The sequence below is a fragment of the Planctomycetia bacterium genome, from assembly GCA_016795155.1.
GTDB lineage: Bacteria > Planctomycetota > Planctomycetia > Gemmatales > HRBIN36 > JAEUIE01.
In genome coordinates, this window is sequence record JAEUIE010000044.1 from 25,996 (window position 1) to 49,464 (window position 23,469).

The following is a 23,469-nucleotide window of genomic DNA, read 5'->3' on the forward strand; positions in this document are numbered from 1 at the left end:
AACTCACAGGCATACAGCACTTTAGGATTCGTACCATGGCCATGAAACTCGATAAAGAAACAGTGATCAAACATCGTTTCTGGTTCCTGTTACCCGTCTTCGCTATCTGCCTGCTGGTGGGTTGGATCTGCGTACTAGGTGTGCGTGGCGAAACAGCCAAGAACTATACGACTGCCCGTGAGCGGGACAATGCACTGAAAAATATCAGCAGCCAGCAGGAACTGAAGAATCAGTCATGGATTGATGCCATGATCAAGGAACTGGAAGTCTCTTCAGCCAAGAAAAACGAACTCTGGTACAAGGAATTTGATCGTCAAAACAAGGTGGTACGCGACACCAAGGATCGCAATCAGTATCGCATCATGCAGCCATTCTTCACCTGGCCGGAACGTACTCGTGCGCAGTGGATGAAAACCAGCCAGGGTCGCGACCTGTACAACATGGATTTTGGTGAATACCTCGGCAATGTTCCCAGTGATGAATACCGCGAAGAATACCTTGGCCAGTTTGAAGGCATTGTAGATCTGGTGAAAGACTGGTTGAATGAAACCAATCCCAACAATCCGTTAGGTGCTGTACGTGTCTACGGAGGAAAAGATGACCATCGCAGATATGTCATTCCACAGTTGCTGAAACCTTACAATCTGCTCAAGGAAAAACATGTACTGTCTGATGAAATCCACCTGCTGCAGGAAGATGTCGCAGTCAAACGGGAAATCATGGCCAGCCTGGCTGATCTGCTGGACAGTTACTCCAAGCTGAAACATGAATGGAATGAAGTGCCATTTGATGATATCAAAGCAGCCTCAGCGCCTGTTGCTGTGTCTACCAGTTCGAATCCTGCCGATGGCCAGGCAGCAGCCAACCCGACTATAGCTGCTCCAGTTGCCACCACGGATAATGCTCCGGTTGTCCCTGCCGCCCGGGAAAGCTCTCCTGAAATTTATCAGAAAGTACGTTTCTACAATTACATATGGCCCAATCTGCTTAACACAGCAGAGATAGCTCAGAATGCCAAACTGAAGCCCACCACGGTTGAGTTCGGCTTGCCCGTTGTAGACCCCTATAAAGGCTGGAGACTGGACCTTCAGGTAGGCCAGGATCCTCAGGATGATAAGAAACTGATATTGCATATCGTCTCGGCCAACCATAGCAGCCTGCATAGCTTGCCAGTGATGCCACTCATGGTCTGGTATTCAGAACTCGGCAGCGAACTGGAATCAAATCAGCCCCTTTTTGTGAGCGATGCCGGTGGAGTTGGCCCCAGCGAATACTGGCCCAATGCAACGATCAAAAAAATCAGTGAAAAGAAATTGAAGGAAATTCCGCTTCCCGCCAATTTTGGCAAGATCACACGAGTCACCCGTGTACTGCCAGAAAATGCCATCGATCAGCAGGTGGTCTTCAACAATGACTGGCTGGTAAACTTGCAACTGACACGTCGTGCCAATACGCCTACCCTCACCTTGCGAGGTGAGGTTATCAATCGCAGTGGACGGCGATTACCCGTCTCTACCTTTACTGCCGGTTTGACTCTACCCAACTCAACCAATCTACTTCAGGAAGAATTCAAAATTCCAGTAGATGCCTTCAATGCCGGCGAACGTCGAACCTTCGCTCAGGAAATCAAGAACCCCATACAACCTCGCACCATTGCCATCGTTCGACAGAAACTCAACTGGCGATCAACGCCGATCAAGCGAATCGATCGACTGGAAATCGGCGAAGTAGCCCATCAACAATCAGATCGATTGAAGATCCTGCCATTGAAAGCCTATGATTTCAAAACTAAGGATCCATTGAACCAGAACATATCCACTACACCCGTAGACCCTGCAGCAGGTGGAGAGCAGGCAGGCGAGGCAACCGCTGGTGGTTTTGGTGCACTCGGTATGGGAGGTGGAAACAAGCTGGGTACCGGTGGGGCCGCCGGAAACGTTTTCAGCCCCAATCAGGGTATTCCGCTGAAACGCTACGTGGAAGTATCATCGCAGTTGCGAAGAATGCCGGTTGCCCTGGTCATGGTCGTGGATGCCACAGCAATTACAGATGTGATAGCTGCCATGTCGAACTCACGCCTGCGTTTTCAGGTTACGATGGCTCCCTGGACCAAAATCCAGAATCTGGGTCGACCAGGAACGGCCGAAGCAACAGCCAGTGCCAGTACAGCCGGACAACCTTCCTCACGTGGTGCCGAAGCGCTCGCGTCTGGTGGAAGCTCCATGCTTGCTAAAGGCGGTAGATTTGGACCAGGTACTTCTGGTGGCAGTGGTGGAGGAACTGGTGCACCTGGACTGATAGGCAGCGGTGATGGACCACCAGCTGGTGGTATTCAAGGTGGTGGAATTGGAGGGCGACAAGGTCCCGGGGCTGGTACAGCCGGCGGTCAGAAACCCACGGTTGTCAGCATGGGTTTTGAGGACGATTCGAGCGTGGTCGAACTACAGATTTATGGCATCATCACAGTCTATGAAAGCCCTGATCATGCTCGACGAATTGAGCAGCAAAAGGCCAATGCACCTGCAGCCGCCCCAACAACACCTCCAGCCCAGTAACCAGGGATGAAGTCTTGATCATTTCCCCCACTTTAGAGAGTTACGAACGAGGAACGAGTCATGGCTAAAGTCAAATTCGATGCGAAGGAATTCATGTTGCAGTATGGCGACCGCATCGGAGTCGGAATCGCAGGCTTCCTGGCATTGCTCTTCCTGGTATTTGCCATACTGGGCACCAGTGGTGGAGTATCTGCCGAACAGGTGAAAGACAGTGGCAAGAATGCCGACGACGCCATTCGTCGCTCCGAAGTGAACCCGGAGAAAATTGCACTCAAAGATGAGGCAACCGTCAAACCGCTGAATCAGATCGATGAACTTTCCCGTTCATTGACCAAACAGATTTCGATTGATCAGCTTCAACTCGCTTATCGGTTCTTTGAACCTGAAGTCCCCCGTGGTAAATTCCGCTCCAATCCTAAAGTACTGGATGTCATCGAACTTGCAGTTGAACCACTGATTGGAGCGTTCCGGATGTATGAAATCCGCTATGTCAATAACAATGAAGAAGTCATGGTGGTAACACCACGTGCTGGAGTCAAAGCACCCAACCTGGGACAGAATAAGAACAACTTTCAGCAGGGAAATGGCCAGAATCTTGGTACCGGCGGACCACCAGGGGGTGGATTGGCTGGTGGCGGACTAGGTATGGGACAGGGTTCTGGTCGTGGAGGACCTCCAGGAGCAGGGAGAGGCAAACTCGGAGGTAAGGGTGGCTTAGCAGGGGGTAATCAAGGAAAAAGTACCACGACAACGACTAAGGCTCCTTCAGGCAATCCTGGTGGTGATGAATCCATTTATACCTTTGTCTGGCAGAAGAATGTTGCTCCCAACGATATTCTTGGAGTAACCATCAGACCCTTACGAAGTGCCTACATTGCAGCCACCTATCCGCACGGCAAGCAAACAGAAGAAATTGCCAAAAAACTGCAGATCCAGCCGTTTGAAGTGGAACGTCTCTACCGTCGAATCGATGTTCAGCGACGTCGCATTATTCCCAAGGGCACTTTGCTGCCTGACGGAAAGTACACCGAAACCGAACTGGTGGAAGTCGCCAATCCACGAGATCGTTCCAAAATGGAATACAAAACTCAGGCTGATATCGACAAGGCGCTCGCATCACTTGACGACCAGAGTTCTGACAAGGATCGTGATGCAGCAGCAGGATGGACCGATATTAATATCCGTAATGTTGCTGCAGTCATGCGGACAGCTTACTCGGTTGTTCGATCCAACAATGAGCCTTTCTATACCGAAAAAGAATCAATCATTCAGGAATTGCTCGACTATGCAGGCCCCCGTATCGCCTTGCGATTGCCTCGCATGGTACGCAATGACGAGTATCCCGACATCATGTCAAAGCTGCCAACGTTGATGGCAGCTGTGAAGAAAATCAAGGATGATGCCAAGGCAAAGATACCACCACCACCTCGTGACAGCCGCATTACCGGTGGTACCATGGAAGAATTTGAAGGCACAGGTGGAACCGAGTCGGAAGACTCGAAAAAGGATAAACCCAAGGATGCACCTGAACAGTCTTCGATCCCCGATTATATTCCTATTCGCTTCATTGATGTTGATCTGCCAACCGAACTCGTTGGTGGAACCACCTATGAATATCGCATTCGCATGGTACTCAATAACCCGAACTTCAAGCGGGAGAGCGATGTTGCAGCTCCGGAATATGCTCGCGATGAAATGCTCTTCGGAGATTGGAGTAAAGCCGCACGAGTTTCCTTTGAACCTGATGACCTGATTTATGCCGGCGAGCGGGATCGTGCCAAAGGTACCACCGATGACCGTGAGAAGGACAAAGTTCCCGTGCAATTGCACAGTTGGCTGGGCAAGGCCCGCACGCTGGGTGGCAATGAAATGGACTTCGCACTCGTGGGCGACTGGTGGGTGGAAAAACTGCTGATTGGCCGTGGAGAATATATTGGTCGTTCACCAGATGCACCCGGAGCTGCTGGCGAATCGAATCTGGTGCAGTGGATTTCCTATGCATTTGATTCGGTAAACAATAAAGTCGGTGCGGATGTTCAAAAGAAAACCAGGACACTTGATCTCTACACCGAGAATCTGCTAGTTGATTTCCATGGTGGTACTTACCAGTCGTATCGTTCCGATTTCGCCCGTACCACCAAGCGGGAAGATGTACCTGCTGAACTGCTGATTCTAACAGCCGATGGCAGGCTGATTGCCCGTCAAACTGGCGATGATGCCCAGGATACAGGTCGGCAGAAACGTCTCGAGCATTGGAAGAACTGGGTAGAAAAACTGCACAAACCTGGTGACAAGAAATAAGCTGATTCCACTTGACCAATCAGGAATCCACGTTATGAACCCTCCTGCTGAGAAATCTGCAGGAGGGTTTACTATGCGCACCGTTCTTCGCTGGATGCTGACCCTGTGTCTGCTCGCTGGCTGTCTGGCTGGCCTGCATTTCTGGCTGCAGGAATATCAGAAACCCCTGGTGCGCAGTGAAATTGAAGAACCGCTGTTCACCGTTGCCGACGCCGAATACTCCAAGGCCCTGCAGGAAGGTAGACAGGTGATTCGGTACGGTCCACTTCCTGGATCGGCTTTTTATGCGGGCAGTCTGGCCTTTCAACAGCCGGAAGAAGCACTGGCTTGGCTCAAATCAACAGGTTATTGGGACAAAGGCTGGCGGGTGTTTGAACTCACCGGCGATTTCCTGAAGGATACGCACCTGATCCGAGGCCTGGCACACACCAATAAAACGCTGCTCATCAGCCGGGAAGTGCCGGTTCACTAAATGACTGTATTTCAAGCGATTCAGGGTTCAGATGCTACCCAAACGCTACCTGCTCTGGTAGTGTAAAAGGATTCCTACCCTGTTGGTTGCTTGAATCGTTGTGATGAAGAAATCCTGCTGCTGTACCAAGACATCCTGGCCCACCCGTTTCTTCCTGGTGCTGTTAAGGCTGGCCATAGGCTGGCATCTTTTCATCGAAGGCGCCACCAAGCTGGAAACCTGGAGCGTCGGGCCATCCATCTCCAATAAGCCTTTTTCCAGCCGAGGCTACCTGCAGCAATCGCAAGGACCGCTCGGTCCGTTGTTCAGGAATATGGCTGGCGACCCCGATGCTACTCTGCTGACCTTGCTTGATACCAGCAGTCAGGCAATTCCCCCTGCTCTGGAAAAACAGTGGCAGGACTATGTCAACCGCTATTCAGCTCACTACCAACTCGACAATGCACAGCGACAACAGGCAGATATCCTGCTGAAACAGCACCTGCAGATGTTACAGACATGGTTCAAGGATGGCAAAAAGGAAGTAACCCGGGATTACCCGTTTGCCACCACTATTCCCACCCTCAGCACTGCTACACGCATCAGCACGTATCGCAACAAGCATCAGGAACTCAGGGGCTACATCGATCAGTGGAATGTGCTCTTCAGCAAGGATGTCACCAAATCACGAGTGAGTGCGCTTCGCAGCGAGGTTAGTAAACTGCGAACCGAACTGCAACAGGATCTTGACGAACTGCAGAAGAAGCTGGGACAAGAACTGGATAAACTGCTGACGAAGGAACAGGAAGCAATTGATTTCGAAAAGTACATGGGCAGACTAATAAGCGCCTCGAATTCCGAAGGCAACAGCTCTGACCATCAGGCACTGGCAGAATTAAAACAAGCAGCACGTGAGGTTAAGAATAGTACTTTCACAGTGAATTGGGACACATTCAATACTTATCCTGAATCGGTGATCAGCGCTTTTCTGCAGGATCCGGACTATCGCAAGCTGGCCAATCGCATTGGCAAACGGGAAATGGCTCCACCCTTGCGTGTAGAAGATACCCGCCTGCTCGACTGGGCAGACCGTTCCGTCGCCTGGGGCCTGACACTGGCGGGCCTCGGATTGCTTCTGGGATGTTTCACTCGCTTGAGTAGCCTGGTGGGCGCTGGATTGCTCATGCTTTTTTATGTCTCTCTGCCTCCCCTTCCCGATTTGCCTGAAAACCCGCTCGCTGAGGGTAAGTATCTCTTTGTCAATAAGAACCTGATTGAAGCACTTGCACTCCTGGTGCTGGCAACCACTGCATCAGGCCGCTGGTTCGGCATTGATGCGCTGCTCTCCTGTATCTGGCCGTTCAAATATTTCTGGCCAGGAGAGAAGCCAGAAGCAAGTAGCAAGTAGACAGGAGCCAGGAGAAAAACAACAACCGCCTTGATCCCGAGCACTGGGAACTGAGAACTAAGCACTGAGCACTAAAGAGAGAGAGCCATGGCCATCGACTTAACCCCCGCCGAGCGTGAAATAGGAAAAGCGAACTTTCAGGGCGTGGTGGGCAGCCATTACAACGCCAACCAGCCCAACCGCAGACAGTTCATGAAAGGGGCACTCGCTGCTGCCGGTACTGTGCCTGTCGGCGCTGCTGCCTACTATGGCTACAAGAAACTGCAGGGCGGGCCGGTGAAAGCTGGCCTCATCGGCTCCGGCGATGAAGGTGGTGTGCTCGTTGGTGAGCACAATCCTGAGTATCTCGAATTCATTGGTGTGGCTGACATTCGGCCATTCAACCGTCGTCGCATCTTCGATGGGGAGCCGCGTGGCCCACGCAAGGGGTTCAACAAAATCTACGGCTCGCGTGCCAACAACATCAAGGTTTACAGCAACTATTCGGAACTGCTCGATAACCCTGAAATCAAAATCGTCGTTATTGCCCTGCCTTTGCATCTGCATGCACCGGTAGCCATTGAAGCGTTGAACAAAGGCAAGCACGTTCTCTGTGAAAAGCTGATGGCATGGAATATCACGCAGTGTAAAGAAATGATCCGTGCTGCAGAAAAGTATGATCGTTGCCTGTCCATCGGGCATCAGCGGCATTACAGCATGCTGTACGCTCATGCAGTGGAAGTGCTGAACGCCGGCGAAATCGGCGATATCCACCACATCCGGGCGTTCTGGCATCGCAATAATTCCTTGCCTCGACTGGATAAGAACGGCGTACAGATGATGGAAGACATGGTTGACCACTTAACCGGGAAGAAGACCGGCAAAATGATCCCCATGTGGCGTGATGGCTGGCGACCGGAAATTCCTCCCGATGATCGCCAGGAACTCGAAGCCAAGGTTAGACAATTAGGCTATTACAGCCTGGAGGAACTGGTCCGCTGGAGACTCTACGACCGCACCGGTGGCGGCCTGATGGCGGAGCTTGGCTCACACCAACTCGATGCCTGCAGTATTTTCCTGGGCAAAGTGAAACCCCTCGCTGTCACTGCTATCGGCGGAAAATATTTCTACCGCGATGACCGCGATGCAGAAGATCATGTTTTCTGCACATTTGAATTTCCAGGCAAGAACTACTGGAAAGACCAACCCTGGGGTGAAGTGAACGACAAGGATGACAAAGTCATTGTCACCTATAGCTCGATCAACTCCAACAGCTACGAACCTTGGGGCGAATGTGTCATGGGCACTAAAGGCACCATGATTGTGGAAAAAGAAGAAACGGTGATGCTGTATGGCAGCGGAGGTAAGGGCGCTGCAGTCACTACCAGCACGGCAGGTGCCGGCGCACCAGCTACTGCAGCTTCTTCCACCTGGGAAGCCGCTACCGCCAAGGGTAAATCAGCTCTGGGCAGCGATGGCCCGGTTTCACGAGGCTACCGGGAAGAAATGGAGCACTTTGCCTACTGTGTGAAAATGTGGGAAGACAAGAATGTCAAACCCGCTGAACGTCCTCACCCGCGCTGTGAAGGCACCGTGGCGATGGCAGATGCGATTATCGCTCTCACGGCCAACCGTGCCATGCGAGGCCATGCAGGCAACCAGTTCCAGCCCCTGCGTATCGTGTTCCAGAAAGACTGGTACGATCCGAAAAGTGATGCTGTACCGGATGCTGATGCCACCGTGAAAACAGTCAGTTAATGCTAATGTGTCTTGGCCCACTTCTTTTCGAGATGCCGGGCCAGCCAGCCTAATGGCACTGACATCAACAGATACAGGGTGGCTGTCGCCAGGCCAATCTCCAGGTACTGGTTGGCTGGCTTGGAAAGAATCTGAAACTGCTTCGATAATTCCACCAGCGATATGGCACTGACCAGGCTGGTATCCTTGAACAGTGCTACAAAATCATTGGTCATGGGCGGCAGAATACTGCGCATGGCTTGAGGCAGAATGATCCGGCGAAAAGTCAATCGCTTAGGCATCCCCAGGGCGGCAGCGGCTTCCCATTGTCCTTTCGGCACGGCAGACAAACCTGCACGATAGACTTCGGCCTCGTAAGCAGCGTAGTTCAATCCAAATGCAAGAATGGCGACAAACTCTGGGCCGTAATTGCGATAGTCTTCACCCAGAAGTAAGACCACCAGGTTGCCTATCTGTGGCACACCATAGTAGAGAACATAGAGCAGAAACAGAACCGGAATGCCACGGAAGAACTCGACATAAGCAATGGAGATAAACTGTAACGGCCTGCTGCCATAGAGCCGCATCAGGGCGATAGGCAAGCCGATAATGATGGCGAGCAGCATGCTGAGCACTGCAATGCGGATAGTGACCTTGGCCCCTTCCCAGAGAAGTTTCAGGTATCCACCTTCGCCAAACATCTGGTACGGCTTGTTTGCTTCGCCTGCAACATCCTGTGGCTTGTTCAGTTCCTGTTGATCGTCATTCCACAGGTTCCATTTTTCGTAGATGCGTTGTAACGAGCCATCGTTCCACAATTCCTGCAATGCCTGGTCAACCTTGCCTGCAAATGCCTCATCTTCCTTCCGCAGCACTATGACGTAATACCCCTTGGCAAAAGGCGGCCCGGCAAACTGCAGCTTGGGATTGGGCTTGGCATACGTCACTGCCATCGGCTGATCGAGTAGCACAGCATCAATGCGGCCCAGCTCCAGGTCGCGATAGGCATCGGTCGGCCCGTTGTAGAGTTTCTTTTGTATGTTCCTGGCATTCAGGATGCGGTCGGCAGCGGTTTCCTCCATCGTACCTACTATCGCATTCTTCTTCAGGCAATCTTCCAATGAAGCAAACCGTGTATCGCCTTTCCGGGTCACTAACTGCTGCTGGTAAACGTAATAAGGACGACTGAGCCGGAACTGCGCTGCCCGATCTGGCGTCGCTTCGATGCCATTGAGCGCCAACTGGTAGTCGCCACGCTTGAGACCGTTGGTAAGTTCCTTGAATTCATTTTGCACAAACTCCATCGGTTTGCCGAGCTTCTGCCCTAAAGCTTGTGCGAGTTCTACTTCATAACCCAGGTAGTTGGCAGAGTTATTGGGATCACGAAAAATATACGGGGCTCCACCTTCTGCATCGGAACCCCAGCGGATGACGACCGTTTCTGAAGGCTTGCAGCCGGTTAGGCAAAGTAGCAATAACAGTACCACCTTGAGATGTTGTTTCATCGATATTGCCAGTCCCACGACATGGAAAAACCCTGTTGCATGTATGCTGCAGGCAACAGGGTAAAAATCCGATCGAGTTATTTACCGTTGATATGAGCCAGATGGAATTTACGGCCAATGATCAGTACCAGTACTGCTGCAATCAAAGGCAAGGCAGTATCGACACCGAAAAAAGCAAAGGGTGACATCGGGAAAGCGGCATCCGGGTTAGCATAGTTTCTCGCCCAGAAGGAATTGATGAAATTGGCTATGGCATTGGTCATGAGAAAACAGGCCGTGATCAAACTCTTCATGCTGGATGGTGCCTGGCCATAGGAGAAATCGAGACCTGTACCATAGGTCAGAACCTCTCCCAAGGTCAGCAGGAAATAAGCCAGTATCAGCCACAGGCAATTCACTTTAGCGCCATCGGCGGACATGTAAGCACACAGGGTCATGATCAGGGGTCCACAGGCGGTAAACACCAGCCCGATGGATATCTTCTGAATAGGGGAAATGCGACGGCCGGTTGGATCAACGCGTGGCCAGAAGAAACTGAAGAATGGAATCAGAATGAGAACGCCGAGCGAATTGATCCATTGAAATGCGTCTGCAGACAACTGAGCCGGTCCGCCAACTGCTGCCAGCCAGGGTGTGTTCAAATCCATGTTCTTATCTGCAAAGAGCACCCATTGTGTATCATTGTGCTCGTAAGGCAACCAGAACAGCACATACATGGCAAACACGCCAAGCAGAGAGGTTATTACCTTCCATTGCTTTTTTCTTTCTTCAGGAGTCATCGGTGGTTGCGGGCCAGGCTTTTCAATGGCGTAATGTTTTCTACCAACGGCGAAGGCGATCAGCGCGCCGATCATGAGCAGCGCTGGTATGGAAAAAGCCACCTGGTAGGCAAAGGACATGGCCTGATCCTGTGCTGCCGTCTGCTGTGTGATATCCTTGGGCTGCTCACCCTGGACATAATCTCGTACCAGAGGGAGCGCGAGCATCGAGAGGAGTGCACCTACATTGATGGAGAAATAAAACCAGAGGAAACCGTTTGCACGCAGGTTGACGTTGCCAGGCCTTTTCTGGTCGTAGGTCATGCCCAGCAGTGATGAGATGTTCGGCTTGATGACTCCGCTGCCGAAGGCAAGCAAGCCCAGGGCAAAGAAGAGCATGGACCTGTCGCCATACGCCAGCATCATCTGGCCAATAACGTAAGGAATGGAAAACCAGACGATGGTCCAGTATTTACCGAAATACCGGTCAGCAACATACCCGCCTAGCAAGGGCAACAGGTAACAGGCCATCTTGAACCAGTAATAATACGATGATGCATCGGCTTCATCGATCTGCAGACTCTTGGTCATGAAGAGCATCAGAATAGCACGCATGCCGTAGTAGCATGCACGTTCTGCAAATTCACCCCAGAAGATAAAATACAGTGCGCTGGGATGCTTGCTACTCGTGCTGGGAGAGTCCTGTGACATAGATCACCTGTTTACGGTTGAGACTGTTCCTGTTCCGCCAATCGGCGGTTAAAGGGCTTGGCAATGAAGTAAAAAACAATCACTGCAATAATGCATATCGCCAGTTGTACGCTGAAGTATTGCGTGGGGGTATACCGTTTAAGAACGGCCTGCTTGGCGCTGACGAGCGAAAGTTCGAGGCCGCTTTCCATCGTTACTCCCATTGTAGCGGGAGACGCTGCCAGGCTAGACGCCATGAAACCTGTTGCCTGTAGTATTTGCCTGGCTTCGGTTTTGATGACTTCAACACTGTAGATGGGCGTTACCTGGCTGTTGATCAACGTGCCACTGAAAATCGTGAAGAGAAAACAAGCGGTAATAAAACCCTTCATCGATTTTGGAGCAGCTACAAAGGCGAGTTCCAGCCCCACGGGGGAAATCAGTATTTCCGCTACTGTCATGCAGAAATACGCAGCCACGAGCCAGAGGATGGATGTTTTGCCTGTACCAGCCATTTGATCGGCCAGAACAAACATGAGCGGAGTTAGAGCGGTAAAGACAAACCCCAGCTGCATCTTGTCGGTCGGGCGAACCTTATGTCCTCGCTTCTCCATCCAGGTGAAGAGGATGGTGGAGAGTGGCAGAAGGGTCAAAATAAACCAGGCATTGAGTTGTTGAAACTGATCTGCCTTGTAGGTCGTACCGAAGATGGTGGTATCGAGTTTCTCGCGGGTAAAATAGAGCCAGACGGTGTTGTAATGTTTCATCACGCTCCAGAAGACCGCGCACAGCACAAATACACCCAACAGCTTTGCCAGGGTGCTCCACTGTTCTGCACGTTCTTCCGGTGTTTTTTTCTTGTGATGAATCGTTTCAACGGCGTAGTATTTCCTGCCCAAGGCAAACAAAATAAGCGCGATCACCATCAGAATGGTCGGCAACCAATATGCGTTGTTGTAGCCTACTCGAGATCGAAGCCATGGCATGCCTGCCTGGGCAAGCAGAGAGCCGACATTGATAGCCCAGTAAAACATCGAGAAGGCTGTGCTGCGCAGCTGCAACTCTCCCGGTTTCTGCTGATCGTACGTCATTCCCAACAAGGTTGACAAGTTAGGCTTGATGACGCCGCTACCAAACGCCAGGATCACCAATGCAATAAGCATGATGACTGGTGGAATAGCAAAGCCACTTGTAGTACGAATGACGTCTTCGGCTGTCAGCGGTATGGTCATCAGCCAGTTGCCAATGACATACGGTACTGCAAAGCCGACGATGGTCCAATATCTACCGAGAAAGCGATCAGCGATGATCCCGCCAATGAGAGGGGTCAGGTAGGTCGCTGCTTGAAAGTAATAAGCCCAGCGGGAAGAATCTGATTCACTGAACAGCAATTTCTCGTTCATGTAAAACGTGAGAATAGCCAGCATACCATAGTACGAGCAACGTTCCGCTAGTTCGCCCCAAAAGAGAAACCAGAATCCGAATGGATGCCCTTTGATGTAGGCAATGATCTTGCTGAGGGGATTGCTGCTCGTGGCCGGTGTCTGGGACATCACATCGTCCTGGTGGGAATTTATTACTTGCCTTCCGGTGGTGCCCCATGCGGAACGGGTTTCAGTGTACCATCTGCCTGGCGATCTACCGAGACATAAATGACATCGGCCTGCGTGACGGGAATGATCCTGCCTTGCCTTTCTGCTTCCACTTCAACACGCACGGTTATGGATGTTCTTCCAACACGAATGGAATGTGCCCAGAAACTGACGAGGTCACCCACCAGCACCGGTTCCTTAAAATCGACTTTATCGATGGCAATCGTAACGAGCATTTTCGCTTTGCCGCCCTTGGCATCCAAGGCATGGCGAGCACCACAATGTGCTGCCTGATCGATATAGCTGAGCAATACGCCACCGAAGATGGTTCCCAGCGGGTTGGTATCGCGAGGCATCATAACCACTTTGATGGCTAGGTATCGTTCTGACATGCTGCTCCTAACTGGAAATATCGCCATTGCGTGCCGGAGGAATATCCATCTCCGGTTCTGAGGTAGGCAGAGACAGCACAGGCGTCGAAGGCGTTGCTTCCTTCACGCCCAATTCATGGCGAACCTGCCTGGCTGCTTCCACCATGTTATTGACTTTTCGGATGGCGACATTGCGGGAAAGCGACGCGAGTCCGGCATCGGCAGATATCCATAATCGCTCAGCTGGAACCTGCGTTTTGGCCTGATGAATGCGTTCCACCAGCAGACCTACTGGTTCCACCCAGGTACAGGTGGTATCGACAATTCCCAAGCCTACCCGCCGGGCAGGTATTTCTTCCAGAATACTGATTTCTGAAAAATCCGAGGCTGCAAATGCCAGATCAAACTGCCGAACATTCATGGTGGCAGCAACCACCGCCGTCGTCAGCGGAGCGAGCCAGGGGCGATAGGATCGGCGGTTCATGGGCCTGCCATAACCATCCAGATAGCCCAACCGCAAATGGATTTCGATTGGCAGACCATCCACCGTACGTCGCACCAGATCGGCCAGCGTGGCTGGGTCTTCATTCGACCAGGCCATGCCCGGTTCATCGAGTTGGATCATGGTGACACCCATGCTGCCCAGCGATTCCATTTCATCACGCAGAATGCCCGAAAGCGTTTGCGCAGTTGATAATCGGCTTTGCCCGCCATGAATGAGGCCAGCTAATGTATAAGGGCCGGGAATGGAAATGACTGAAAGCGTACTGCTCAGGGACATCAGCCGTTCCGCATCGCTGCATAGCCCCAGGCCACGCAATGCAATCAACGGCTTGGTCTGCTGATACCGTGCCGCTTGATGGTACAATCTGCTGCGGAGCCTTTTGCGATGAGGCAACACTTCCAGACCCTGAATGCGGTCCAGGATAGTGATGCCTTCGACGACACCGGGCAATCCCAATTGGGTCGTGACTATATCTGCACCCGCCCGCAATTGATCATCCAGTGCAACCAGAAATGCATCTCGCGATACTTCTTCCTGATCTTCGTGGAACCCACGATCTGTGTGGCGCAACCCATCCAGATGATGTCGAACATACCAACTGGCAGCAGGCCAGGAACCAGCAAGATAAATAGGAAGCAGAGGAAGATCAGACATGGTTTCTCAGGACTTACAAAGCGTGTGGTACAGCAGATAGAGAGTACCTGCAATACAGGGCCTGTGCCAGTGAAAAAGACAGGTGTCAATCCAATTTCCCGAGACGCTGTAGGCAGACTCGGTTCCCGATTTTGGAATCTGAACCGACCAGGAATATCAGCCTTCAACTGAATCCTGATCATATCCATCAGACAGTTCAGACTTGGCTCACATTCCAATCCAATGATCATGCCTTATCCCGCGATTTTCGTATTCATGAACAAGAGTAACTCGCGCTTTGCAGGAACCATGAATGCCCAAACGTACTGACATCAAGAAGATTCTGATTATCGGCTCCGGGCCTATTATCATCGGCCAGGCTTGTGAATTTGATTACTCCGGAACCCAGGCTTGCAAAGCACTTCGCGAAGAAGGATATCAGGTAGTTCTCGTTAACTCCAATCCTGCCACCATCATGACCGATCCGGAGATGGCAGATCGGACGTATATTGAACCGATCACCTGGGAATACGTTGCGGAAATCATCCGGATTGAACGGCCTGATGCGTTGCTTCCCACCCTGGGTGGCCAAACCGGTCTCAACACGGCGATGGCTCTACATAAAAACGGCATACTGGAAAAGTATGGCGTCGAAATGATCGGTGCCAAGCCGGAAGCCATTCACAAAGCGGAAGACCGACTGGCGTTCAAGCAGGCTATGGAAAAGATTGGGCTCGATCTTCCCAAATCCAAACAGATCCACAACCTGGATGAAGCACGCGATGTGCTCGACCTCGTAGGCCTACCATGCATCCTTCGCCCCAGCTTTACCCTGGGTGGCACGGGTGGTGGAATCGCTTACAACCGTACTGAATTCTTCGATATGATTGCCCGCGGACTGAATCTCAGCCCGGTGCACAGCGTGCTGGTGGAGGAATCGTGCCTGGGCTGGAAGGAATATGAGCTCGAAGTGATGCGCGACCACGCTGACAATGTCGTCATCATCTGCTCGATTGAAAATCTCGACCCGATGGGAGTTCACACGGGTGATTCCATCACGGTGGCGCCGGCACAAACGCTGACTGACAAAGAATACCAGCGCATGCGTGATGCCTCGCTGCGGGTCATCCGTGAAATCGGCGTGGAAACAGGTGGATCGAACATCCAGTTCGCAATCAACCCTGCCAATGGGCGGATGATTGTCATCGAGATGAACCCGCGTGTCAGCCGCAGTTCCGCACTGGCCAGCAAAGCAACGGGTTTCCCCATTGCCAAGATTGCAGCCAAGCTCGCGGTAGGCTATCGGCTTGATGAACTGAAAAACGACATTACGCGTGAAACACCTGCCTGCTTCGAACCGACTATTGATTACGTCGTCACCAAGATTCCACGCTGGGCATTCGAAAAATTCCCCGATGCTGATGCCACGCTGACCACGCAGATGAAATCGGTCGGCGAGACCATGGCTATCGGCAGAACCTTCAAGGAATCACTTCAGAAAGCCTTGCGCGGCCTGGAAACCGGCCATTTTGGTCTGGGGTCACATCGATTCGACCGCTGGGGGACTCCGAAGCAACCGACTATTGAAGAAATTGAGCACAAGCTGGCAACACCCAACGCTGAACGCATTTTCTTCCTGCGCTATGCTATGAAAGCTGGCATGAGCCTGGATGCTATTCATCAGCGTACGAAAATTGACATGTGGTTTCTCAACCACATCGCAGATATCGTTGCCATGGAAGAAGAACTGCGGCAGATGGCGAACTTTGATCAGGTCACAGAACCCATTCTCCGACGTGCCAAGCAGTTTGGGTTTTCAGATAAGCAGCTCTGCAACATCTGGAATGTCAGCGAAAGTGAAGTGAAGCAGAAACGGCGCGAGTATGGGATTCTTCCCGTATTCAAACTGGTCGATACCTGTGCCGCGGAGTTTGAAGCCTACACGCCGTATTACTATTCCACTTACGACGCAGCTCCGAAACAATTTGGCGGGGGAGAAGTGCTGGTCGAAAATGAAGTGAAGCCCAAGGGGAACAAGAAGCGAATCATGATTCTGGGCGGTGGCCCCAATCGTATTGGTCAGGGCATTGAATTCGATTACTGCTGCTGCCAGGCGTCATTTGCTCTCAAGGAAGCTGGCTATGAAACCATCATGGTCAATTCCAACCCTGAGACGGTTTCGACCGATTACGACACCAGCGATATGCTGTTCTTCGAACCGCTGACAGCTGAAGATGTACTTCATATCGTGGAAGAAGTGAAGCCGGACGGAATCATCGTCCAGTTCGGCGGTCAGACACCGCTCAACCTGGCTAAGGCACTGGAAGCTGCCAACGCCCCGATTATCGGCACCAGTGTTGACAGCATCGATGTAGCCGAAGACCGCGAACGATTTTCTGAGCTGGTCAACACGCTGAAATTGAAACAGCCTCCCAGTGGCATTGCTTATGACGTAGGTAGCGCTAATCGAATAGCACAACGGATCGGGTATCCTGTGCTCGTCCGACCCAGCTATGTGCTTGGTGGCAGAGCCATGGAAATCGTAGGTGAACAACGGGGACTGGAACAATATGTTTCTCGAGCTGTTGATGTATCACCCGGTAAACCGATTCTCATAGATCGCTTTCTCGACAACGCGATCGAGGTCGATGTCGATTGCCTGGCTGATGGCAGGGATGTCATCGTTGGTGGAGTCATGCAACACATTGAAGAAGCAGGGATCCATTCAGGTGATTCTGCCTGTGTTCTTCCGCCCTACAGTCTGACACCGGAAATCACGGAAGAAATCAAGAGGCAAACCAGGCAACTCGCCCTGGCCTTGAATGTACAAGGCCTGATGAATGTTCAATTCGCCGTAGCCAACTTCAAAGCCTTTGGCAACAACGACAACCAGGCAGAAAAGCCAGTCATTTACATTCTGGAAGTGAACCCCAGGGCCAGCCGGACATCACCTTTTGTTTCCAAAGCCATCGGACTACCCATGCCGAAGGTTGCTTCACTGATTATGGTGGGCAAAACCTTGCGCGAGTTGGGAGTCACCAGAGAGATTACCCCTCCTTACTACTCCGTGAAAGAAAGCGTCTTCCCGTTCAACAAATTCCCCGGCGTAGATATCATCCTGGGTCCTGAAATGAAATCAACCGGCGAGGTCATGGGGATCGATGAAGATTTTGCAGTTGCTTTTGCCAAGACACAACTGGCATCCAATAATCCTCTGCCTAAAAATGGCCTGATCTTCATCTCCGTAGCAGATCGCGACAAGGAAGTTGCAGTTCCCATTGGAAAACGGTTTGTCGAATTGGGATATGATCTGGTAGCAACGATGGGAACCATGCGAGCGCTCCATGCCGCGGGAGTCAAGTGCCGCGAGATCAACAAGATCAGCACCGGCAGGCCCAATCTGCTTGATCTGCTTGAGAATGATCAGGTGGCACTGATCATCAATACCCCCAGCAGTCGGATCAGCCGTTCGGATGAACGAAAAATCCGTTCTGCGGCAGTGACGCGGGGAGTCACCTGCATTACGACGATATCTGCAGCTCAGGCTGCAGTTGCTGCGTGTTCCGCACTACAGGGCAGCACGGTGAAAGTTAAATCGTTACAGGAACGATTAAAACTGTTATCACCTTCGACTTGATCAATCGCACAGATTCTGCGAAATTACGCCATGCATCATAGGGGCAGGTCTGTTGACTATGCCTCAAACCTGAAGAACTTCATGGATGAAGTGCATGACACCATTGTCCATCATCAACGATCAGTCTTCGCCCGGCCTGCAGGATATTCAGTCCCGCTTGTCAGGTATCGAGGCGCGACGCATCGCCATTATTAAGCCCAGCGCCTTGGGTGATATTGCCCATACTTTACCTGTAGTCACTGCTCTCAGGCATCGTTTTCCCCGCGCTGAGATTAGCTGGGTGGTGAATAATGTGTACGCAAGCCTGCTCAAGAACCATCCCGATCTGGATGATGTCATCAGCTACGATCGCCACAGTTTCCAAAAAGACTGGGGCACCGGCATCGATTACCATGCGCGATTTTTCCGTCAACTCTTTCGCAGACACTTTGACCTGGTCATTGATTTACAAGGACTTCTTCGAACTGGCCTGATGGTTCGGGCATCCGGCGCTAAATGGAGAATGGGACTGTCATCTGCCCGTGAAGGATCACGGTGGTTTTATAACATCGTGCTGCCTGATGATCTGTGGAACATGCATGCGGTAGATCGGTACTGGCTTGCTGTAGATGCACTCGGCGTTGGTAATATGACCAAGCAGTTCAAGCTGCCCAATCTGGAACCCGAACGAAAAAACTGGCTGGCCAAGCTGGCTCACTTGCCTCGCCCGTGGGTGATGATGAACCTGGGTACACGCTGGCATACCAAGCGCTGGCCCGTGAACCATTTTGCGATCCTCAGCCAGCATGTCTCACTGGCCAGTGCAGGCAGCACGGTTCTGGTCGGTGGACCCGACGAGACGCAACTTGCTGAGCAGTTTACAAGCTACTGGTCACGTAATGTCTATTCGACTGTCGGGAAAACTACGTTGCGTGAATTGGCAGCCCTCTTGAGTCTGGCTGATCTCGTTATTTCCAACGATAGTGGCCCATTACACCTGGGGGTAGCACTGGGCAAAGCGGTTTTGACTCCATTTACCTGTACCTCGCCTGTACGCACTGGTCCGTATCAACAGCCTCAAGGTGTTGTCTCGACGAATGTGCCCTGCGCTGCTAGTTATGTTAAAACCTGCACTCATATGAGTTGCATGAGTGAATTGACACCCGCTCGAGTTCTTCCAACACTGGATATCCTTCTTCGCTCATGGCAACATTACACCGCCTGATTTTAGCCAGCAGTTCACTTGGCAGAAGAGCCTTACTGACCCAGGCCGGGTATACTTTTGAAGTAATGCCCAGCCATATTGATGAGCACGATGGTACAGGAGTAACTGATCCAAGAAAATACGTCGCTGAATTAGCCTGGCAAAAGGCAGAAGCTATCAGCTATCAGCTATCAGCTGTCAGCCAACCTACTTTCCCCTCTCCCTACCGGGGAGAGGGATTGGGGGTGAGGGGTTCCTCTCAAGTCGAAGCCCATCCTTCACCCCACCTGCCGCTGAGCACCGAGCAATCAGCACCCAGCACTCTGATTCTCGCTGCTGATTCAACTGTCTGGCACCATGGTCAGATCATCGGCAAACCCGTTGACGAAGCCGATGCCCGCCGAATCTTAGGAAGCTTGGCTGGAACCACCCATGAGCTTTGGACAGGTGTATGCCTTTGGCGGTTGGAAGATGGATTGCAGTTCTGCTGGCAGGAAAAGAGTGATCTCTACTTTCGGCCGCTCAGTGCAGATGAATTGGAATACCTCATTCAAAGCAAAGTCTGGGAAGGCAAAGCAGGCGGTTATGGCATTGAATCCGTTGGTGATCCATATCTGACGGTAGTTACTGGAACTGTCAGCAATGTGATTGGGTTGCCTGTTGAATCATTGACAATATTGCTCCGTCAAGTTGCGCCTGACCTCATACACCAGGATTGATCAAGGGAAACCGCATCGTAAAGCTTGTTCCCCTGCCTACAGTAGATTCACAAGTGATGCTTCCATGATGTGCATCCACCAGGCTCTTGCAGATGGCTAATCCCAGTCCCTGACCGCCTGTTGTCCGGTTTCGCGACTGATCGACACGAAAGAAACGCGAAAATATATGAGGCAATGATTCTTCAGGAATCCCCATACCATTATCCGTCACTTTCAGGATGGCATCCTTGCCATCGGTATCCACCTGCACCTGAATGCGACCATGTTCCGGCGTATATTTCAGCGCATTGCTGATCAGATTGCTAAGCACCATACTCATCAAGATCATATCGCCCTGTATGGTTATCGTCTGGGCAGGGAGTTTGCATTCCAACACATGATTACCTGCTCTTGCCTGATGCTGGGCCATCGCATGACGCACCACCTGGCATAATTCAATCGACTTGAAGTTGGATTGAAGTTGACCAGCATCAGCACGGGCCAGAGTCAGAAGTGAATCGATGAGGGTACGCATCCTGCTGGAGCCATCGAGGCATGACTTCAGGATTTCGCAGTATTCTCCCTCACTGCGGGGGCGTGAGAGTGCCAGTTCCAGGTTAGTATGCAAAACCGCCAGCGGCGTTCTCAACTCGTGGCCTGCATCTGCGGTAAATCGAGATTGTCTTTGAAAAGCGCCCTCCAGCCGATCAAAGGTATCATTCAGCACGGTTGCCAGTTCTTTGAGTTCAGTATCCACTTGACGGGTATCAATGCGTTCATGAAGGTGTGTTGCAGACAGTTTGGCAGCAGTAGCTGAGATAGCTTTCACCGGTTTCATAATCATGCCGGAGATGTACCAACTGCCCAGCAGACCAACAAATAACGCAAGAGAACCACTGGCAATCAACTGGTAGAACAGTGTATCCAGACGTGTCAGTTCGTGAACCATGGATACGCCTACCAGGATCAGGCTTCGTTCAGGACCCCGAAACAACGCTAATCTTGTCTTGTCAGATTCGATGAACATGATGGTCATCATCTTGCCCAAGAGATTATTGAAATACTGTGGATCTCGCTTAAGATCAGGGTCACTATTCGTAGCAAAGACAACTCCGTTTTCTTTAAAAATCGTAAAGAACTGTGGCATTTTGTAGATTTCACTTTCCGTGGGAGGTGGCAATCTGAGATCCCGCCTCATTCTTTCCACTCCATCACGCATAGCCTGATTACGCCGCTCCATTTCAGACTGGCGATTGGTATCGCCTTCACGGCGTTTGTCTGGATTGCGTTTTTCTGCTGGCCTGAGTTCCATTGCTTCTTTTCTGATGCTGTTGTCGAGTAGGCGTGCTTCACGATTCTGGTTTGGCGAACTGAAAGAACCTGGAGCGAACGGATTGTTAAATGGATAAGGCTTCAACAACTCGCGCAGTGGATAGGCCTTCACCGCTGCATCCAAATAGCGAACAGCACCTTCGAGTCGGACATCCATCTGCTGCAGGCTGGCATGTTCAGCGCTCCAATAGAGGTAACAGGCAAATCCAACAATGACCAGGAGCAGAACACCGGCAAACCAGAACAACAGCCTGGCGCGGATGGAATTAAGCATATACCAGATACCCCTGCCCTCGCCGGGTCACGATGAAATCTTTCCCCAGTTTCTTGCGGATATTGGAAACATGCACATCAATCAGGTTGGACATGCTGTCTTCTGATTCATCAAAAAGATGTTCGTAAAGTTCCGTACGTGTTACCAGCTTTCCTGGTTGCAATGCGAGCATCTCAACCAGAGAGTATTCCAGGGCAGTCAGATTGGCATCTACTCCGTTAAGTGTAACCATGCGCGACTGAGTGTGCAGCGTCACCGACCCCAGTTGAATGATTGGATGAGCCTGCCCTTTGGACCGCCGTATAACTGCACGCAGCCGAGCATTCAATTCCTTTAGATCAAATGGCTTGACAATGTAGTCATCAGCACCGTTGTCCAGACCATGGACCCGATCATCAATACCATCACGGGCGGTCAGCATCAGTACCGGCGTCTTCTTCGTTTTTCGTAGTTCCTTCAAGACAGCCCAGCCATCCAGCCCTGGCAACATGACATCGAGGAGTATAGCGTCATAGTCCCAGGTACTTGCTTTGTAGAGAGCATCCTGGCCGTTAGTTGCTTCATCTACCGCGTAACCTTGCTCACGCATGGCACGAGCGATGACCTGTAACAACTGTGGCTCATCTTCAACGACCAGGATTCGCATGTTCAGAAAACCTTTTAACAGAATAGCTTAACATCAGATTAAAGCCATCTACCTCAAGCCAAGATGAAGCTAACTCAGGTCAAGATGAGATAACAAGGAGAAATGGGGGTCTTGTCATTGATTGGGCAAGTGAGCTTTTCAGCTTCTACCATTTATGGTATAGACAGACTCTTCATAATGCATGTGCCGATACGGGGATGATCATGGAACGGATTCTATGTTCAGTGTTGTGTATTCTGTTTGTCTTGCCGAGCCTGAATGCAGATGGTGAAAAGAAGACAGCGGGCACGACGAGTCCAGCACCAGCAGAAGGCAAAATGTTTGGCGAACTGAGCCATGATTTCGGCACAGTTCCACGCGGCTCACAGTTATTGCATCGATTCCAGTGGCGAAATACGACAGATAAACCACTGGAACTGGTGGAATACCAGCGATCCTGCGGCTGTACCACGGTGAACATCACTCCCAAAGTAGTTGAACCTGGCGCACTGGGCACGATTGAAATGCTGATGGACACCAAGCCTTTTGCCGGTGAGAAAACAGTCAATCTGAGCCTCGTGTTCGGACCAGGAAAACTTGTCAGCGCTCAATACCAGGTTCGTGCCTTCAGTCGAGGCGACATTGTCTACAATCCTGGCCAGTTCACCTTCGGTGTCATCAATGAAGGCAGCACTCCTCATGGAGTTGTAGATATCGAATATGCAGGCAACCATGATTTCAAAATTACCGGAATCGCGGAGCAACCTGCTGGAGTTGAAGTCAACATTAAGGAGAACTATCGCCGACCAGGTGCCGTGGGGTACCAGATCAGCACTACATTGAAGAACGATATTCCCAGTGGCGACTATAAGCAGACAATCCAGTTGCGAACCAACGATCCCAATAACCCCATTTTACCGGTTCTTGTCGATGCGACCATTCGATCGGCATTGGCAGTGGTTCCCGACAAGCTGTTTTATGGCACCGTGCGAGCTGGTGGCACCATGAATCGACGCGTAACTCTGCGGGCTTCAACACCGTTTCGTATTCTGGCTGTGGAAGGCCAGGCCAATGGCGTTTCGGTGGCCATCCCCAGTGCAACTGCCTCGGTGCATTCACTGATATTCCAGTGGCGACCAGTTGATACTGGCGAATTGAATATGGAAGTACGCATCAAGACTGATAGCGACAAGTTTCCGATGTTAGTACTGCCAATCAGCGGTATTGCACAGTAA

The 23,469-nt window shown here is 51.4% G+C and carries 16 protein-coding genes; 9 read left to right on the forward strand and 7 right to left on the reverse strand.

Annotation, left to right across the window (positions count from 1 at the left end):
• Positions 1-35 precede the first annotated feature (35 nt).
• The 5 genes from JNJ77_14915 (at position 36) to JNJ77_14935 (ending at position 8,452) form a co-directional block, all read left to right on the forward strand.
• A complete protein-coding gene (locus tag JNJ77_14915; GenBank protein MBL8823875.1) occupies positions 36-2,555 on the forward strand; it encodes a hypothetical protein in 2,520 nt (839 codons plus the stop codon).
• 60 nt (positions 2,556-2,615) lie between these two features.
• Entirely contained in the window at positions 2,616-4,856 is a 2,241-nt protein-coding gene (locus JNJ77_14920; GenBank protein ID MBL8823876.1) for a hypothetical protein, read from the forward strand.
• A 73-nt stretch (positions 4,857-4,929) separates the two neighbouring features.
• Positions 4,930-5,328: a hypothetical protein gene (locus JNJ77_14925; GenBank protein ID MBL8823877.1), complete on the forward strand. Its 399-nt coding sequence runs from the start codon at positions 4,930-4,932 to the stop codon at positions 5,326-5,328.
• Positions 5,329-5,431: 103 nt separating this feature from the next.
• A complete protein-coding gene (locus tag JNJ77_14930) occupies positions 5,432-6,715 on the forward strand; it encodes a hypothetical protein (protein MBL8823878.1) in 1,284 nt (427 codons plus the stop codon).
• Between the two features lie 93 nt (positions 6,716-6,808).
• Positions 6,809-8,452, forward strand: coding sequence for a Gfo/Idh/MocA family oxidoreductase (locus JNJ77_14935; protein ID MBL8823879.1), 1,644 nt, complete (start codon positions 6,809-6,811; stop codon positions 8,450-8,452).
• 2 nt (positions 8,453-8,454) lie between these two features.
• On the opposite strand, the gene JNJ77_14940 is transcribed toward JNJ77_14935, so the two are convergent.
• From JNJ77_14940 to JNJ77_14960, 5 genes are all read right to left on the reverse strand, one after another.
• The gene (locus JNJ77_14940) at positions 8,455-9,936 is read right to left on the reverse strand and encodes an ABC transporter permease subunit (protein ID MBL8823880.1); all 1,482 of its coding nucleotides are present in this window, start codon (positions 9,934-9,936) and stop codon (positions 8,455-8,457) included.
• Positions 9,937-10,013: 77 nt separating this feature from the next.
• Positions 10,014-11,405, reverse strand: a complete 1,392-nt coding sequence (locus JNJ77_14945; GenBank protein ID MBL8823881.1) for a hypothetical protein — start codon at positions 11,403-11,405, stop codon at positions 10,014-10,016.
• A gap of 11 nt (positions 11,406-11,416) precedes the next feature.
• On the reverse strand, positions 11,417-12,937 hold the full coding sequence (locus JNJ77_14950; protein MBL8823882.1) for an MFS transporter: 1,521 nt from the start codon (positions 12,935-12,937) through the stop codon (positions 11,417-11,419).
• A gap of 23 nt (positions 12,938-12,960) precedes the next feature.
• Positions 12,961-13,368 (reverse strand): acyl-CoA thioesterase, encoded by a 408-nt coding sequence (locus JNJ77_14955; GenBank protein ID MBL8823883.1) that lies wholly within the window; start codon positions 13,366-13,368, stop codon positions 12,961-12,963.
• Positions 13,369-13,375: 7 nt separating this feature from the next.
• A complete protein-coding gene (locus JNJ77_14960; GenBank protein MBL8823884.1) occupies positions 13,376-14,506 on the reverse strand; it encodes a hypothetical protein in 1,131 nt (376 codons plus the stop codon).
• Positions 14,507-14,798: 292 nt separating this feature from the next.
• Between JNJ77_14960 and carB the strand changes: the two genes are divergently transcribed.
• The 3 genes from carB (at position 14,799) to maf (ending at position 20,024) form a co-directional block, all read left to right on the forward strand.
• A complete protein-coding gene (carB, locus tag JNJ77_14965; GenBank protein MBL8823885.1) occupies positions 14,799-18,122 on the forward strand; it encodes a carbamoyl-phosphate synthase large subunit in 3,324 nt (1,107 codons plus the stop codon).
• Between the two features lie 94 nt (positions 18,123-18,216).
• Positions 18,217-19,326: a glycosyltransferase family 9 protein gene (locus tag JNJ77_14970; GenBank protein ID MBL8823886.1), complete on the forward strand. Its 1,110-nt coding sequence runs from the start codon at positions 18,217-18,219 to the stop codon at positions 19,324-19,326.
• Positions 19,305-20,024 carry a septum formation protein Maf gene (gene maf / locus JNJ77_14975; protein ID MBL8823887.1) on the forward strand — a complete coding sequence of 240 codons (720 nt, stop codon included), beginning with the start codon at positions 19,305-19,307 and terminating at the stop codon, positions 20,022-20,024. Before JNJ77_14970 ends, maf begins: the two co-directional genes overlap by 22 nt.
• Here the strand turns inward: maf and JNJ77_14980 are convergent.
• Together JNJ77_14980 and JNJ77_14985 are read right to left on the reverse strand one after the other, a co-directional pair.
• Positions 20,008-21,609 carry a HAMP domain-containing protein gene (locus JNJ77_14980; GenBank protein ID MBL8823888.1) on the reverse strand — a complete coding sequence of 534 codons (1,602 nt, stop codon included), beginning with the start codon at positions 21,607-21,609 and terminating at the stop codon, positions 20,008-20,010. The two genes, maf and JNJ77_14980, sit on opposite strands and share 17 nt — an antisense overlap.
• Complete coding sequence (locus tag JNJ77_14985; protein ID MBL8823889.1) at positions 21,602-22,255, reverse strand: response regulator transcription factor; 654 nt, start codon at positions 22,253-22,255, stop codon at positions 21,602-21,604. Before JNJ77_14985 ends, JNJ77_14980 begins: the two co-directional genes overlap by 8 nt.
• A 203-nt stretch (positions 22,256-22,458) precedes the next feature.
• On the opposite strand from JNJ77_14985, the gene JNJ77_14990 reads away from it, so the two are divergent.
• Positions 22,459-23,469, forward strand: a complete 1,011-nt coding sequence (locus JNJ77_14990; protein MBL8823890.1) for a DUF1573 domain-containing protein — start codon at positions 22,459-22,461, stop codon at positions 23,467-23,469.

Bases quoted from the DNA above. Each gene is read 5' to 3' on its own strand.
- JNJ77_14915 (MBL8823875.1), top strand. From the start codon at position 36: ATGGCCATGAAACTCGATAAAGAAACAGTGATCAAACATCGTTTCTGG.
- JNJ77_14920 (MBL8823876.1), top strand. From the start codon at position 2,616: ATGGCTAAAGTCAAATTCGATGCGAAGGAATTCATGTTGCAGTATGGC.
- JNJ77_14925 (MBL8823877.1), top strand. From the start codon at position 4,930: ATGCGCACCGTTCTTCGCTGGATGCTGACCCTGTGTCTGCTCGCTGGC.
- JNJ77_14930 (MBL8823878.1), top strand. From the start codon at position 5,432: ATGAAGAAATCCTGCTGCTGTACCAAGACATCCTGGCCCACCCGTTTC.
- JNJ77_14940 (MBL8823880.1), bottom strand. From the start codon at position 9,936: ATGAAACAACATCTCAAGGTGGTACTGTTATTGCTACTTTGCCTAACC.
- JNJ77_14945 (MBL8823881.1), bottom strand. From the start codon at position 11,405: ATGTCACAGGACTCTCCCAGCACGAGTAGCAAGCATCCCAGCGCACTG.
- JNJ77_14950 (MBL8823882.1), bottom strand. From the start codon at position 12,937: ATGTCCCAGACACCGGCCACGAGCAGCAATCCCCTCAGCAAGATCATT.
- JNJ77_14955 (MBL8823883.1), bottom strand. From the start codon at position 13,368: ATGTCAGAACGATACCTAGCCATCAAAGTGGTTATGATGCCTCGCGAT.
- JNJ77_14960 (MBL8823884.1), bottom strand. From the start codon at position 14,506: ATGTCTGATCTTCCTCTGCTTCCTATTTATCTTGCTGGTTCCTGGCCT.
- carB (MBL8823885.1), top strand. From the start codon at position 14,799: ATGCCCAAACGTACTGACATCAAGAAGATTCTGATTATCGGCTCCGGG.
- JNJ77_14970 (MBL8823886.1), top strand. From the start codon at position 18,217: ATGACACCATTGTCCATCATCAACGATCAGTCTTCGCCCGGCCTGCAG.
- maf (MBL8823887.1), top strand. From the start codon at position 19,305: ATGGCAACATTACACCGCCTGATTTTAGCCAGCAGTTCACTTGGCAGA.
- JNJ77_14980 (MBL8823888.1), bottom strand. From the start codon at position 21,609: ATGCTTAATTCCATCCGCGCCAGGCTGTTGTTCTGGTTTGCCGGTGTT.
- JNJ77_14985 (MBL8823889.1), bottom strand. From the start codon at position 22,255: ATGCGAATCCTGGTCGTTGAAGATGAGCCACAGTTGTTACAGGTCATC.
- JNJ77_14990 (MBL8823890.1), top strand. From the start codon at position 22,459: ATGGAACGGATTCTATGTTCAGTGTTGTGTATTCTGTTTGTCTTGCCG.